Origin of the sequence: Bradyrhizobium sp. AZCC 1610 (assembly GCF_036924515.1) — a bacterium.
In the GTDB taxonomy this organism is placed as follows: domain Bacteria; phylum Pseudomonadota; class Alphaproteobacteria; order Rhizobiales; family Xanthobacteraceae; genus Bradyrhizobium.
In genome coordinates, this window is record NZ_JAZHRR010000001.1 from 3,552,770 (window position 1) to 3,567,116 (window position 14,347).

Consider the following 14,347-nt stretch of genomic DNA (forward strand, 5'->3'; position numbering starts at 1 on the left):
CCGTCATCAATGCTTGTTGCCGTCGTCGGCAGGAAGGCAGAGCGCGCGATGCTTGCCTTGCTCGATGAAGGCGAGGATTTCGGCGATCGCCGGATCCTCTCCGGCGAGCTCCTGCACCGCATTCAGCCGCTCGGCAAAGATACCGGGGCCGTGAAACAGCTTTTGGTAGAACGCACGAACCTTGGCGATTCGCTCCTTGGTGAACTTGCGGCGTTTCATGCCGATGATGTTCAGTCCTTCGAGGCTTGCATATTGTCCATTGGCGAGGCCGAACGGAATGACGTCGCCGCGCACGCCGCACACGCCGCCCACCATCACCTGCGGCCCGATCCGCGTGAACTGGTGCACGGCCGACAGCCCGCCGATGAAAACGAAATCGCCGATCTCGCAGTGACCGCCGAGCGTTGCCGATGTGGCGAAAACCACATCGTCGCCGACCTGGCAATCGTGCCCGACATGGCTGCAATTCATGAAGTAGCCGCGCTCGCCGACCCGCGTCACGCCGCCGCCGCCAACCGTTCCGGCATTCATGGTCACGGACTCGCGGATCGTGCAGCCCGCGCCGATCTCCAGCCGGGTCAGTTCGCCCTTGTAGCTCAGCGATTGCGGCGGCGTGCCGAGCGAGACGAACGGATAGATCGTGCAGCCGGCTCCGATCGTGGTCTGCGCGGTGACATGAACATGCGCGATCAGCTTGCAGTTGGCGCCGATAACGACGTTGCGGCCGATAATGCAATAGGGACCGATTGTCGTCCCCTCGCCGATCACAGCGCCATCCTCAACCCGCGCGGTTGGATCGATCGTACCCATCAAGCAGCCCAGCCCATCGATGCACGCGAATATCGCGCGTTTTCCGGTGGTTAGCGCGGCATCCGAATGGTGTCCAGTGACGTATCGTTACGTCATGTTGCGGCACGCTGGTATCAAGAATGTCATCAGGTCATGCTGCCGGGCAGGAAGCAGCGGATCGAAATCCCGACCGTGCCCCACATCGGCCATACCAGGGTCCGGCCGGCGCGATTTGGTTCAGTGATCACAGCATCGTCGGGGACGTCGATCCATTCGCCATGGAGCCGCACCCGGTAATGACCGTCCTTCGATTCCCAATCCACGTCGGCGACAGCGGAGCCGTCGGCGTCGGAGCAGCATGGCCCCTTTCCGCTTCTGAGGCTGTCGAACCAGGACTTTAGCGGAGAGTTGGCGTAGCGGCCATCATCTCGGGCGGTTGCAACCCCGACGAGAGCAGCGGTTGACGCTATCAGCGCTACGGCGATTCTGAGAGATTTCATGCGGCCCGTCTCAGCAACCACAATTACCCACCGGCCTACAAACCCTGTCGGGAAGCTGAAGTTCCCTCGCGTCCAGCGAATATTATGTGCATTGATCGGAGATCACACGGCCGCCTCCCGCGCAGGCACCTGTCCAAGCGAGACCGAATCTAGCTACCGGCCTGCGCGATCCATTCGCCAGGCTGCACCCGCGTAACCAGGACAGCCGGCCCCGAGTTGCTGATCTTGTAGACGAGCGCCTCGCCTTCGCGGATATCGGAAAACTCCTTTCCGAAGGCGTCGGCGACGTTGGTCTTGTGCGTGACCGCCAGGTTATTGGCGCCGGCTTTCGGAGGCGCATTGACGAGATCGCGCACGGCGCGGCCGGCCTTTGCGTTCTTGCCGTCGGGGTTCGCCATCGCGGACGCGCTGCCAGCGCCGCTGTCGGTCAATGCGTCCACCGGAGAGACGTCCTTGCCGCCGAGCAGCTTGCCGGTTTCAACGGCTCGATTCAGCTGGCTCGTGTAAACTTCGCCGATCGGCACACCCAATTTCTTGAGTGCTGCCCCAAGCTCGCGCGCCAGCGCGCGGCCCTTTTCGCTGAGTTGCCGCTGCGCGGTCATGTCGTCGAATTTGAAGGGGTAGATGTCCTTCTGGCTATCGTCGGTGGCGCCGTGCCGAAACACGATGACGTAGCCGCCGCTCTTGAGGGACGATACGAGACCGCCCAGCTCTGCCGCGTGACTTTGCGGCGACATCAGAAAAATAACGGCCCAGCACGCAATGATCGAAGCAAGCCTGTTCACGAATGCCTCCGTCAAAAACAATATCTGAATACAAATGCGACAATCTAGAAAGAGCGTATGCAGCAAGCCCCGTCAACAACCTTGACGGGTCCATCTGATTAAAAAATCTTCAGAAGTGTGAAAAATATCATCAATCCGTCAGCATCGCGCCGACGTCGGCTTCCGCCACGACCGTACCATTCACCTTGGCGTCGCCGTGAAACCACCACATCGCCTTGCGGCGGCCGATCGAGCGCATGTGGTATTCGATCGTGTCGCCGGGCATCACCGGCTTGCGGAATTTGCACTTGTCGATGGTGAGGAAATAAACCGCGCGCGGCTTCTCGGTGCCCTCGACCGACTTGATGCCGATGACGCCGGCGGTCTGCGCCATGGCCTCGATCATCATCACGCCGGGATAGACCGGGCGGTCGGGAAAGTGGCCGAGAAACGGCGGCTCGTTGAAAGTGACGTTCTTGATGCCGATGCCGCTGTAATCGGTCCGGATCTTGATCACCCGGTCGATCAGCAGCATCGGATAACGGTGCGGGAGCGTCTTGAGTATCTCGTTGATATCCACGAGCTCAAACCTGACCGGTGCCTCCTCCATCACTCCCGCCCTTCGCCTTTCGGATCGGCCGTGCCGCCCTGCACCAGTCGCTCCACTGCAACAATCTCCCTGAACCACTGCTTGGTGGGTTTGGCAAAAAAGCCGCCCCAGCGACCGTTGGGCGGAATGTCGTCCTTGACCCCGCTCATCGCCGTAACCTGGGCGCCGTCGCCGATCTTGAGGTGGTTATTGATGCCCACCTTCGCCCCGAGCGCGACGTTGTCACCGATCGTCAGGCTGCCCGCGAGCCCGATCTGGGCCGCGAGCAGGCAGTGCCTGCCGATGGTCACATTGTGGCCGATCTGGACCTGATTGTCGATTTTGGTGCCCTCGCCGATCACGGTATCCCGCAGGCTGCCGCGGTCGATGGTGGTACCGGCGCCGACCTCGACATCGTTCTGGATCAGGACCCGGCCGGTCTGCGGCACCTTGAGATGGCCGTCGGGGCCGAAGAAGATGAAGCCATAACCGTCCTGCCCGATGCTGCAGGCGGGATGGATCAGCACGTTGTTGCCGATCAGGGCGAACTGGATCGCCGTGCGGGCGCCGACATTGCAGTCGCGGCCGATCTTGACGTCGGCGCCGATCACCGCGCCCGCGCCGATCACGGTGCCGGCGCCGATCTCGACCCTAGGGCCGATCACCGCGAGCGGATCGACGATCACGCCATCCTCCAGATGGGCCGACGGGTCGATGATGGCCGATGGCGCGATGCCGTCATTGTCGAACCAGGATTGCGGACGAAGCGCGTCCGCATGCCACTCGCGCGACAGCTTCACGAAGGCGCGGAACGGCTGGCCGGCCCGCAGCACCGCCACATGGGCGGGCACCTGGGCCTCGAAACGCGGGCTGACCAGGCAGGCGCCGGCCTTGGTCGCCTTGAGCTGATCGGCGTATCTGAGGTTGTCGAAGAATGCCAGATGCATGGGGCCTGCTTCATCGAGCGAAGCCAGGCCCCTGATCACATGACCACCACGAGCGGTGTCGATCAATACCGCTCCCGTCAACGCGGCCAACTCGGCGAGCGTCGAGGAAGGAGGTTGCTTGAAAAATATCGGCTGCGCCATTCCACCCGTCGCAGTCCGGCTAGCATTCACACCAGAGCCGTCGTTCCAGAGAAGCAGAAACGATCTTCTCCTTTGCCTATGCGCTCGGGCGCACCGGTGACCGGTCCGCCCGATAACGCCTTAGAACGATGTGCCGCCGCCAAACTTGAATTCTTGCACGCGGTCGAACTGACCCTTGGTAAGCGGTACCGCATAGTCGAAGCGCAGCGGACCGAACGGCGAAGCCCAGATGATGCCGACGCCCACCGAGGTGCGGACCACATTGCCGTTGTCATACTGCAATCCCAAACAGGTTCCCGGATTGGCCGCAGTCGTTCCCGACGCCTGGGTCGGCGGGACGCAGCCAGGCACGTTGACCTCCCCCGTCTGCGCCCACGACGTCGGTCCCTTGTAGTCGAACAGTCCGCCGGCGTCGGCATAAACCGAGCCCTTGAGCCCGACTTCCTTCGGCAGGAACCAGAACGGCATCTGCAATTCGAACGAAGCGCCCCAGTATTTGGTGCCGCCGAGGGCATCACCCGTGCCGTATGGGTTGATGTCGCGCGGACCGATGCCGTTCGGTGCAAAGCCGCGAACCAGGTTCGGGCCCATCTGGAAGTGATCGAGCATCCGAATTTCGCTGCCGCCGAAACTGTTGAGCATGCCGCCCTGAAGATGGATCAAGCCAACGATGTCGGCGACCAGCGGGGTGTAGTACTTCGCGTCGATCGCCGACTTGATGTACTTCACGTCGCCGCCGACACCGGCGAAGTCCTGCTTCCAGTCGATCAGCAAGCCATCGGTCGGGTTCTTGTTGTTGTCCAGCGTGTTGTAGTTCAGCGAATAGCCGACCGACGAGGTCAGCGCCTTGCCGCTCTGCAGTTCCCTGCGGACCGGCAGCGAGGCTTCGCCGTCGCTATAGCACCACAGGCCGATGCCGGAAGTATCGGTGGCGGTTTGGCCCCCTTCCGTTATCGATCCGCCCGCGGGAGCGCCGACCAGATTCGCAAATGCCGGGCTCGGATTGAAACGCGAGCAACGAGTTCGAGGAATTGTTGTTACAGTTCGCGAGCTGGTTCGGCAGCGAGATCTGCTGCTGATAGATCGAGTAGCGGAGCTGCAGCGCGAGATCTTCCCGCAGGGTAAAGCCGAGCCGCGGGCTGAAGCCCATCGTCTTGGTGCCATAGGAAATATAGCTGTTCGCCAATTGCTCGCGATAGAACAAGTCGAGGCCGAGCGCGACGCGATAGTCGAGCAGATAGGGGTCGACGAACGACAGCGAACCGCCGCGCGCGTACTGACCGTAGGTCACGGCCGCCTTCGCATACAGGCCACGGCCGAGGAAGTTGCGCTCGGAAATGCTGACTTCGGCCAGCGCACCGTCGGTGGTCGAATAGCCGCCCGACACCGAGAAGTCGCCGGTCGACTTCTCTTCGAGATCGACGACCAGGATCACGCGATCGGTCGACGAACCGGGCTCGGTCAGGATCTTCACGCTCTTGAAGAAGTCGAGATTCTTCAGCCGGCGCTCGGCGCGATCGACCAGCGCGCGGTTGTAGGCGTCGCCTTCGGACAGGTCGAACTCGCGGCGAATCACGTAGTCGCGGGTGCGGGTGTTGCCGCGGACGTTGATGCGCTCGATATAGGTTCGCGGGCCCTCATCGACGGCGAACACGATCGAAACGGTGTGCTGTTCGAAATTGCGGTCGCCGCGCGGGCGCACCACTGCGAAGGCGTAGCCGCGCCGCGAGGCCTCGATCTGCATTTCCTCGACGGATTTCTCAAGCGCCTCGGCATTGTAGACCGAGCCGACGCTGACGCGCGAGAAGCTGCGCATCGAGGCGGCATCGAGGGTTGCGATGGAGGTCTGGAAGTCGACGGAGGCCACGCGATATTGCTGCCCCTCCTCGATCTTGAAGGTGACGAGGAAGCCCTTCTTGTCGGGGTCATATTCGGTCAGCGCGGCGATCACCTGCACGTCGGCGTAACCGTTCTTGAGATAGAAACGGCGAATCAGGTCGCGGTCGGCCTCGACCCGGTCGGGATCGTAGACGTCGGCGCCACCGAGGAAGCTCAAGAGGTTGGATTCGCGCGTCTTGATGACGTCCTTGAGGCGATAGGACGAATAGGCGACGTTGCCGACGAACTCGACCGATTTGACGCCGGTCTTGGTGCCTTCGGTGATCGTGAAGATCAGGTCGACGCGATTGTTCGGCTGCTCGATGATTTCAGGGGTCACACGCACGTCATAGCGGCCCGAGCGCCGGTAGATTTCGGCGATGCGCTGGGCGTCCGACTGAACCATCGGGCGCGAGAATGTGCCGCGCGGCTTGGACTGGATTTCAGCCGAAAGCTGCTCGTCCTTGACCTTCTTGTTGCCCTCGAAGGCGATGCGCCCGATCACGGCGTTTTCGACCACGGTCACGACCAACCGGCCGCCCACCTGGTTGATTCGCACGTCCTGGAACAGGCCGGTCTCGATCAACGCCTTCAGGCCGTCGTCGATCTGGGCCTGCCCGAGCCGGCCGCCGGGGCCTGGCTTGAAATAGGAACGGATGGTCTCGACCTCGACGCGCCGGTTCCCCTCAACGGCGATCGACGCCACGGTCTGGGCCGCAGCCGGCACAGACACCAGCGCGCCCGCCATCGGCGCGGCCACCATGATCAGAGCGCCCAGCAGAGCCCCCCGCACTCGCATTCCCAACATCATGCGCAACGCGCCCTCGTCATTGCACTGCCGGCTCGTACCCCTACGAACCGGCAGATTCCCTAAGTTGCATTGCTTGTAGCCAATTTCGACAGGGCGGCAAACCAGACATCGCGGTGCGATTCCATTTTCATTCCAAGACGTTGCCAATGGGCAACGTCACAAAAAAGCCGCTTCTACGATCTCCCGAACAGCCCCCTCAGCCACGGCACCTGATGGAAGTCGTTATAGAAGGCAAACACCATCAGCATCAGGACCAAAACCAGCCCGACGCGGAACCCGTATTCCTGCGATTTTTCCGATAATGGACGCCCCCGGAGCACCTCGGCCGCGTAGAACATAAGGTGGCCGCCATCGAGCAAGGGCACCGGGAACAAATTCAATAGCCCGATCGAAATGGACAGCACCGCCGCCAGATGAAGCAGCGGAATGATTCCCAGTGTGGCCACCTGCCCCGAAATCTGCGCGATCCGAATCGGCCCGCCGATCTGGTCCGCGCTCGCCCGGCCGGTGAAGATGTTGCCGATATAGGCGAGCGTCTGCTCGATGACGAACCAGGTTTCCTTGATTCCCAGCCAAAGTGCGCTCGCCGGATCGACCTTCTCGGTGGTCACTTCGCCCGGCGTCGTCGCGCGGGTGATGCCGAGAATCCCGAGCCGTTGCGTGTTCCCGAAGGGATCCTTCACTTCGCGCAGTTCCGGCGTGCCCTTCAATTCAAGGGTGGAATCACCGCGCTTGACGGTGAAGGTCATGGTCTCGCCGGCGCGAACGCTCACGAATCGCTGCATGTCGGAGAAGCTGCCGATCTTCTTGCCGTCGATCGCGGTGACGACGTCGCCGGCCTGAAAGCCCGCCCGCTCGGCGGCGCTGCTGGCTTCGATCTTGTCGACGCGCGCCGTGGTGCTCGGCTTGCCGAAGAAGGTGAAGAGGCAGGTGAAGATGACGATCGCCAGAATGAAATTCGCGATCGGACCGGCGGCAACGATAGCCGCGCGCGCGCCGACTTTCTTGTGATGGAAACTGCCCGCCCGCTCCTCCTCGGTCATGCCGGCGAGCGCTTCGGCCGAGGCAGGCGTCGAGGCTTCCGATTCGTCGCCGAAGAACTTCACATAGCCGCCGAGCGGGATCGCGGAGATCTTCCAGCGCGTGCCATGGCGGTCATTGAAGCCGGCAAGTTCCGGCCCGAAACCGAGCGAGAACGTCAACACTTTCACGCCCGCCCACCGGGCGACCAGGAAGTGGCCGAGTTCATGGAAGAACACGACGATGGTCAGGACGAACAAAAAGGGAATGATGTAGCCGATGAGCCCATGGCCCAACGTATTGAAACTATTTAGAAAAAAATCCAACATCAGGTTCCCCTCGACAAGAGCCAAAGGCTCCCTCCCCAACCCTCTAGGATGCCTTTAAGGCAATTTGAGGCAATAGGGCGGCGGCTCGATTTCGCGCGTGATGGTCAACGGCAATCGCGTCGTCGGCCGAGCTCAAAGGCGCAAGGTTCCCGGCGCGAATCCAGTCGTTCATTGTGGCTTCGACGAGGCGCGCGATCGACCCGAACTTGATCTGTCCGGCAATAAACGCCGCCACCGCTACCTCATTGGCAGCGTTGAATACCGTGGTCGCACCACGGCCCGTACGTAACGCCTCGTAGGCCAGACGCAAGCCCGGGAACCGCTCGAAATCGGGCGCCTCGAAGGTGAGCTGTCCGATTTTTGCAAGATCCAGCCGGGCCGAGGGGCCGACGATTCGGTCGGGCCATCCAAGACAGTGCGCAATCGGAATGCGCATGTCGGGCGCGCCGAGCTGCGCAACCACGGAGCGATCGGAGAATTCGACCATGCCATGGATGATCGACTGCGGATGCACGAGAACGTCGATTTCGTCGGCGGTCAGCGCGAAGAGATAGGAGGCTTCGATGACTTCGAGGCCCTTGTTCATCATCGAGGCCGAATCGATGGTGATCTTCTGGCCCATGCTCCAGTTCGGATGTTTTAGCGCCTGCGCCAGCGTCGCCTGTTCAATGTCGGTGGCGGCCCAGGTGCGGAACGGGCCGCCGGATGCGGTGATGATCACACGCACCAGTTCCTCGCGGTTGCCTGAGGAAAGCGCCTGAAACAATGCGTTGTGTTCGGAATCGGCCGGTAGGATGCAGGCCCCTGCTTTCGCCGCGCGCTGCATGAAGAAATCGCCGGCACAAACCAGGCATTCCTTGTTGGCGAGCGCAACCGTTGCGCCGCGATCGACCGCCGCCAGCGCGGGCTTAAGCCCGGCGGCACCGCTCACCGCCGCCATCACCCAATCGGCGGGACGCGCGGCGGCCTCGATGATGGCGCTTTCGCCGGCGCCGCATTCGATGCTTGTGCCGGCCAGGGCATCCTTCAATTCGCCGAGCCGCGACGGGTCGGCGATCGCTGCGAATCGTACGCCGAATTCCCTGGCTAGTTTGGCCAGCGCCTCGACATTGGAATTCGCGGTCAGCGCCTCGACAGAATAGCGGTCGCGCGCGCCGCGCAGCAAATCCATGGTGCTGTCGCCGATCGAACCGGTGGCGCCCAGCACGGTGACCGTGCGCGCGGCTGCCGCCACGGCCTTGTTGTTACGCAATGGAACTGCGCTCATCGTTTCACCAGACCATAAGACCGCGGCCGACGCCATCGGCGCCGCCCCGCAGAAAGCCGAAAAGGGCCGCCACGACGACGGCTGCGACAAATCCATCCAGACGGTCCATTAGCCCGCCATGGCCGGGAATGATGTGACTTGAGTCCTTTACGCCAAAACGGCGCTTCACGGCGGATTCGAAGAGATCGCCAAGCTGCGAGACGACCGAAAGAACCCCGGAAAGCATCAATAACGGCCCGATTCTGCCCAGATCGAACGCGGCAAACCCGACCGCCACAGCCAGGCTGGCGGCAAACCCGCCGGCGGCGCCCGCCCAGGTCTTTTTCGGGCTGACGCGCGGCCATAGTTTCGGCCCGCCAATGCCGCGGCCCGCGAAATAGCCGCCGCTATCGGTCACCCATACGATCAGCAGCACGAACATCAGCGCGGCGAATCCCTTTACCGGATCGAGACGCACCAGCACCGAGGAAATCTCGGCCGCCGCAGCGTACAAGAATCCCGCCGCCGCCCAGCCTCGCCGTTCCGGCGCAATCGACACCACCGCAACGAAACCGACCGCCAGCACGACCAGCGCGGCATCGAGCCGGCCGATCGCAAAACAAAGCCCGGCGACCGCAAGCGCGGCCACACCCGGCACCGTCACGCGAGTAGCGCCGGCGAGACCCACGATCGCGAGCCATTCCACGAACAGGCCAATGGCAGCCAGCGTTACCAGCGCGGTCCAGAGCCAGCCGCCCGCATAGGCGATCGCGACCGCAAGCGGGATCAGCACGGCGGCTACGGCGATGCGCATCATGAGGTTGCGCGAATCGGGTTGGCCCGCCGCAGGCGCGGCTTCGGGTTCGGTCACGATCCGGTTTTCGCGGCCAGACCGCCGAAACGGCGTTCCCGCCTGGCATATTCGGCAATGGCGCTTTCGAGCGCGGCCTTGTCGAAATCCGGCCAGTGGATCGGCACGAACACGAGTTCGCTATAGGCCGCCTGCCACATCAGAAAGTTCGACAGCCGCTGCTCGCCGCTGGTGCGGATGATCAGGTCGGGATCGGGAATGTCTGGCGCATCGAGATAGCGGCCGAGCGCATCGGCGTCGATCGATGCCGGATCGCGCTTGCCCTCCGCCACTTCGCGCGCCAGCCGTTGGGCGGCGCCGGCGATTTCCTGCCGCGATCCGTAATTGAATGCGACCACGAGATTGAGCTTGGTGTTGGCCCTGGTCAGTTCCTCGGCTTCGTTGAGCAGCGTACAGATGTCGGGCTCCAGCCCTTCCCGCTCCCCGATCACGCGCACGCGCACGCCGTCGCGATGCAGCGTCGCCAGATCGTTGCGGATGAAGCGGCGGAGCAGTCCGAATAGATCGCCGATTTCGGTCGCCGGCCGCGACCAGTTCTCGGAGCTGAACGAAAAGATCGTCAGATAGAGCACGCCGAGTTCATGGGCGGCGCGAACGACGCGACGCAGCGCCTCGACACCGCGGCGGTGGCCTTCGGCGCGCGGCAAGCCGCGCGCGGCCGCCCAGCGCCCGTTTCCGTCCATGATGATCGCCACATGCAACGGGACGGATCGATCCGGTCCTTCCGTGGCGGGGGCGGCGGCGTTCGGCATTATCTGAATTCCAGCACCAATCTCGATTCTTGAACGTTGCCGTCAAACGGTGAGGATTTCCTTTTCCTTCGCCGCAAGCAACTGATCGATTTCCGCAATCGTTCCGTCGGTCGCCTTTTGCACTTCGTTGGCGAGCCGTTCCTGATCATCTTCGGAAATCTCGTGATTCTTCTCGAGCTTCTTGACGATATCCAGTCCGTCGCGACGGACATGGCGGACCGCAACCTTGGCGGCTTCGGCGTATTTATGCGCGACTTTCACCAGTTCCTTGCGCCGCTCCTCGTTGAGCTCGGGAATCCGCAAGCGCAGCACCTGCCCTTCGGTCGCGGGCGAGAGGCCGAGGTTGGAATCAACGATCGCCTTTTCGACGGCCTTCACCATCGACTTGTCCCACACCTGCACCGAGAGCAGGCGTGGCTCCGGCACGCTGACGGTCGCGAGCTGGTTGAGGGGCATGTGCGAGCCGTAAGCCTCGACCTGCACCGGCTCCAGCATGGACGCTGCGGCGCGGCCGGTCCGCAGGCCGCCCAGCTCGTGCTTGAGCGAGTGGGTGGCGCCTTGCATGCGGCGCTTCAATTCGTTGATGTCAAAACCGGGCGTGGGCATAATACTCTCCCCTCCTTAGGAACCAGCCGCCGGCGCCTTAAAGCCTGCGGTTCGAAGCAGCACCGGCGTTTCAGCCAGCGACCACCGTGCCGTGGCCGGTCCCGCGCAGGATCGCGCCGATCGAACCTGGCTCGGCGATCGAGAACACGATGATAGGCAGTGACGTCTCGCGGGCAAGCGCGAATGCGGTCGCATCCATCACCTTGTAGTCGCCGGCAATCGCCTGCGAATGCGTCAGGCGATCGAAACGCTTGGCCGACGGGTCCTTTTTGGGATCGGCGCTGTAGACGCCATCGACATTGGTGGCCTTGAGCACGGCCTGCGCCCCGATCTCGGCCGCCCGCAACACAGCTGTGGTGTCGGTGGTGAAGAACGGATTGCCGGTTCCGCCGCCCAGCAGGACAATTCGTCCCTCGGACAGGTATTTGTGCGCTGCACTGCGGGTGAATAGCTCGGAAATCTCGGGCATCACGAACGCCGATAGGGTCCGCGCCGGCGTCCCCTTGCGCTCGATCGCGGCCTCCAGCGCCAGGCAGTTCATTATGGTGGCGAGCATGCCCATGGTGTCGCCGGTCGGGCGCGACACGCCGCGCGAGGAAACTTCGACGCCGCGAACGATGTTGCCGCCGCCGATCACGACGGCCACTTCGATGCCGAGCTTCTTGGCCGCGATCAGGTCGTCGGCGATACGGTCAACGGTGGGCTGGTCAATGCCGAAGGAGTGGCTGCCGGCGAGATACTCGCCCGAGAGCTTGATCACGACGCGACGATAGACCGGCTCAGCCATTGCTTATCGCTTCCTTGTCCCGCGCAGGTGACTTCCGGCGCGTTTGCGCCGGAAGACGGTGACCGCAGCGGTTACTTCTTGCCGCTGGCCGCCGCGACCTCGGCTGCGAAATCGGATTCCTGCTTTTCGATTCCCTCGCCGAGAGCATAGCGCACAAATCCGGCAATCTTCACAGCCGCACCGATCTTGCCTTCGGCTTCCTTCACCGCCTGCGCGACCGACTTGCCCTTTTCGTCATGGATGAACGCCTGCTCCAGCAGGCAGACTTCCTTGTAATAGGTCTTCAGGCCGGACTCGACGATCTTCTCGATCACGTTCTCCGGCTTGCCCTGCTGACGATACTTGTCGGCCAGCACATCCTTTTCGCGCTTCACGATTTCGGGGTCGAGGCCGGACGGATCCAGCGCCTGCGGATTGGTCGCAGCGACGTGCATGGCCAGCTGGCGGCCGAGATGCGCGAGCTCATCGGTCTTGCCCGATGATTCGAGCGCGACCAGCACGCCCATCTTGCCGGCGCCATCGATCACGGCGCCATGGATGTAGCTCGACACCACGCCCTGGCCGACTTCGAGCGAAGCCGCGCGGCGCAGCGTCATGTTCTCGCCGATGGTTGCGATCGCGTCCGAAATCGCGGTTTCGACCGTGACGTCGCCGACCTTGGCCGCCTTGATCTTCTCGACGTCGGCGCCGACCTCAAGCGCGACCTGGGCGATCATCTTGACGAGGCCCTGGAACTGCTCGTTGCGTGCAACGAAGTCGGTCTCGGAGTTGACCTCGACCACGACGCCCTTGGCGCCCGAGGTCGCCACGCCGATCAGGCCTTCCGCTGCGACGCGGCCGGCCTTCTTGGCGGCCTTCGACAGGCCCTTCTTGCGCAGCCAATCCTGCGCGGCCGGCATGTCGCCCGAAGTTTCGGTGAGGGCTGCCTTGCAGTCCATCATGCCCGCGCCGGTCGACTCGCGCAGTTCCTTGACCATCGCCGCAGTGATCGTTGCCATCGTCGAATATCCTTCTTGCCTGTTAGCCGCGGGCGCGGCGCGCGCTTTGCGCCGTGCCGCCGTCAGCTCCAGGGAATGCTCAGTCTTGAGGAACAGAGCCGGTGGCCGGAAAGCCGGCCACCCGGCGTATCAATTATTCCGCTTCCGCGGTCAGCGTCTTGGCCTGAGCGACCCAGGCATCGGCCCGGCTCGGAAGACCAACCTCTTCGCCGATCTTGTGCGCGGTATCGTGGTCGAGCTCGGCGAGCTGCCAGTAGTGGAAGATGCCGAGGTCGTTGAGCTTCTTCTCGATCGCACCCGACACGCCGGTGAGCTTCTTGAGGTTGTCGGCGGTGCCGCGCGGACCGGCCAGCCCCTGGAAGCCGGTCGGCTGGGGTGCTGCCGGAACTTCCTCGCGGGCCGGCTGAACGGCGGCGCCGATGTCGATGCCGTGATCACCCTGGGCGCGCGAGATGCCGTCGATGGCGGCGCGGGCAATCAGGTCGCAATACAACGAAATGGCGCGGCCGGCGTCGTCATTGCCCGGCACCACAAAGGTGATGCCCTTGGGGTCGGAATTGGTATCGACGATCGCGGCAACGGGAATGTTGAGCCGCTGCGCTTCCTGGATCGCAATGTCTTCCTTGTTGGTGTCGATCACGAAGATCATGTCGGGAAGGCCGCCCATGTCCTTGATGCCGCCGAGCGAACGGTCGAGCTTGTCGCGCTCGCGCTGCAGCGTCAGCCGCTCCTTCTTGGTGTAGGCACTGGCGTCGCCGGACGAGAGCACTTCGTCGAGATGACGCAGGCGCTTGATCGAGCCCGAGATCGTCTTCCAGTTGGTCAGCGTGCCGCCGAGCCAGCGCGAATTGACGAAATACTGCGCCGACCGCTTGGCAGCTTCGGCAACGCCGTCCTGCGCCTGGCGCTTGGTGCCGACAAACAGGATACGGCCGCCCTTGGCGACGGTGTCGGATACCGCCTTCAGCGCGGTGTGCAGCAACGGCACGGTCTGGGCGAGATCGATGATGTGGATGTTGTTGCGGGCACCGAAAATGAACTCCGCCATTTTCGGATTCCAGCGGTGCGATTGGTGACCAAAGTGCACGCCAGCTTCAAGCAACTGACGCATAGAAAAATCGGGTAGCGACATAGTGATGATTCTCCGGTTGGTTCCTCCGGAAACGTGTGAGCAAACGAGCCTTATGGCCCGGCTGCCACCGGACGGCCTTTTGAGCCATGTTTCCGTGTGAGATGGCGCGCTGTATAGCCGGATTCCAGCCAGAAGCAAGGAAATAAGGCCGGATTTTCGGCCTTCCGGCCTCGCGATTTAGGGCGCC

13 protein-coding genes and 1 pseudogene are annotated in these 14,347 nt (G+C 62.9%); all 14 read right to left on the bottom strand.

The genetic code is table 11. The features are described from left to right. Nucleotides 1-6: 6 nt before the first annotated feature. Nucleotides 7-810 carry an acyl-ACP--UDP-N-acetylglucosamine O-acyltransferase gene (gene lpxA / locus V1279_RS17605; protein WP_334438193.1) on the bottom strand — a complete coding sequence of 268 codons (804 nt, stop codon included), beginning with the start codon at nt 808-810 and terminating at the stop codon, nt 7-9. 125 nt (nt 811-935) lie between these two features. Beyond that, nucleotides 936-1,289, bottom strand: a complete 354-nt coding sequence (locus V1279_RS17610) for a hypothetical protein (RefSeq protein WP_334438195.1) — start codon at nt 1,287-1,289, stop codon at nt 936-938. A 149-nt stretch (nt 1,290-1,438) separates the two neighbouring features. After that, on the bottom strand, nt 1,439-2,074 hold the full coding sequence (locus V1279_RS17615) for a histidine phosphatase family protein (protein ID WP_334438198.1): 636 nt from the start codon (nt 2,072-2,074) through the stop codon (nt 1,439-1,441). Nucleotides 2,075-2,204: 130 nt separating this feature from the next. Continuing rightward, a complete protein-coding gene (gene fabZ, locus V1279_RS17620) occupies nt 2,205-2,663 on the bottom strand; it encodes a 3-hydroxyacyl-ACP dehydratase FabZ (protein ID WP_334438201.1) in 459 nt (152 codons plus the stop codon). Continuing rightward, entirely contained in the window at nt 2,663-3,730 is a 1,068-nt protein-coding gene (gene lpxD / locus V1279_RS17625) for a UDP-3-O-(3-hydroxymyristoyl)glucosamine N-acyltransferase (protein ID WP_334438203.1), read from the bottom strand. Before lpxD ends, fabZ begins: the two co-directional genes overlap by 1 nt. 120 nt (nt 3,731-3,850) lie before the next feature. Then, a pseudogene (gene bamA, locus V1279_RS17630) lies at nt 3,851-6,419 on the bottom strand (outer membrane protein assembly factor BamA). Nucleotides 6,420-6,592: 173 nt separating this feature from the next. After that, nucleotides 6,593-7,768, bottom strand: coding sequence for an RIP metalloprotease RseP (gene rseP, locus V1279_RS17635; RefSeq protein ID WP_334438205.1), 1,176 nt, complete (start codon nt 7,766-7,768; stop codon nt 6,593-6,595). A 43-nt stretch (nt 7,769-7,811) separates the two neighbouring features. Continuing rightward, nucleotides 7,812-9,035 (bottom strand): 1-deoxy-D-xylulose-5-phosphate reductoisomerase, encoded by a 1,224-nt coding sequence (dxr, locus tag V1279_RS17640; RefSeq protein ID WP_334438207.1) that lies wholly within the window; start codon nt 9,033-9,035, stop codon nt 7,812-7,814. Nucleotides 9,036-9,039: 4 nt separating this feature from the next. Next, on the bottom strand, nt 9,040-9,885 hold the full coding sequence (locus V1279_RS17645) for a phosphatidate cytidylyltransferase (RefSeq protein ID WP_334438209.1): 846 nt from the start codon (nt 9,883-9,885) through the stop codon (nt 9,040-9,042). Further along, nucleotides 9,882-10,637 carry an isoprenyl transferase gene (locus tag V1279_RS17650; protein WP_334438212.1) on the bottom strand — a complete coding sequence of 252 codons (756 nt, stop codon included), beginning with the start codon at nt 10,635-10,637 and terminating at the stop codon, nt 9,882-9,884. Before V1279_RS17650 ends, V1279_RS17645 begins: the two co-directional genes overlap by 4 nt. Nucleotides 10,638-10,679: 42 nt before the next feature. Continuing rightward, on the bottom strand, nt 10,680-11,243 hold the full coding sequence (gene frr, locus V1279_RS17655; RefSeq protein WP_108516164.1) for a ribosome recycling factor: 564 nt from the start codon (nt 11,241-11,243) through the stop codon (nt 10,680-10,682). Between the two features lie 70 nt (nt 11,244-11,313). Then, nucleotides 11,314-12,030 carry a UMP kinase gene (gene pyrH, locus V1279_RS17660; protein ID WP_334438216.1) on the bottom strand — a complete coding sequence of 239 codons (717 nt, stop codon included), beginning with the start codon at nt 12,028-12,030 and terminating at the stop codon, nt 11,314-11,316. Nucleotides 12,031-12,101: 71 nt separating this feature from the next. Continuing rightward, nucleotides 12,102-13,028 carry a translation elongation factor Ts gene (gene tsf, locus V1279_RS17665; protein ID WP_334438219.1) on the bottom strand — a complete coding sequence of 309 codons (927 nt, stop codon included), beginning with the start codon at nt 13,026-13,028 and terminating at the stop codon, nt 12,102-12,104. Between the two features lie 133 nt (nt 13,029-13,161). Next, a complete protein-coding gene (locus V1279_RS17670) occupies nt 13,162-14,160 on the bottom strand; it encodes a 30S ribosomal protein S2 (RefSeq protein ID WP_334438221.1) in 999 nt (332 codons plus the stop codon). Nucleotides 14,161-14,347 lie beyond the last annotated feature (187 nt).

Excerpts from the sequence above, each read along its gene's own strand:
- lpxA (WP_334438193.1), bottom strand. The coding sequence starts at position 810 with ATGGGTACGATCGATCCAACCGCGCGGGTTGAGGATGGCGCTGTGATC.
- V1279_RS17610 (WP_334438195.1), bottom strand. The coding sequence starts at position 1,289 with ATGAAATCTCTCAGAATCGCCGTAGCGCTGATAGCGTCAACCGCTGCT.
- fabZ (WP_334438201.1), bottom strand. The coding sequence starts at position 2,663 with ATGGAGGAGGCACCGGTCAGGTTTGAGCTCGTGGATATCAACGAGATA.
- lpxD (WP_334438203.1), bottom strand. The coding sequence starts at position 3,730 with ATGGCGCAGCCGATATTTTTCAAGCAACCTCCTTCCTCGACGCTCGCC.
- rseP (WP_334438205.1), bottom strand. The coding sequence starts at position 7,768 with ATGTTGGATTTTTTTCTAAATAGTTTCAATACGTTGGGCCATGGGCTC.
- dxr (WP_334438207.1), bottom strand. The coding sequence starts at position 9,035 with ATGAGCGCAGTTCCATTGCGTAACAACAAGGCCGTGGCGGCAGCCGCG.
- V1279_RS17650 (WP_334438212.1), bottom strand. The coding sequence starts at position 10,637 with ATGCCGAACGCCGCCGCCCCCGCCACGGAAGGACCGGATCGATCCGTC.
- frr (WP_108516164.1), bottom strand. The coding sequence starts at position 11,243 with ATGCCCACGCCCGGTTTTGACATCAACGAATTGAAGCGCCGCATGCAA.
- pyrH (WP_334438216.1), bottom strand. The coding sequence starts at position 12,030 with ATGGCTGAGCCGGTCTATCGTCGCGTCGTGATCAAGCTCTCGGGCGAG.
- tsf (WP_334438219.1), bottom strand. The coding sequence starts at position 13,028 with ATGGCAACGATCACTGCGGCGATGGTCAAGGAACTGCGCGAGTCGACC.
- V1279_RS17670 (WP_334438221.1), bottom strand. The coding sequence starts at position 14,160 with ATGTCGCTACCCGATTTTTCTATGCGTCAGTTGCTTGAAGCTGGCGTG.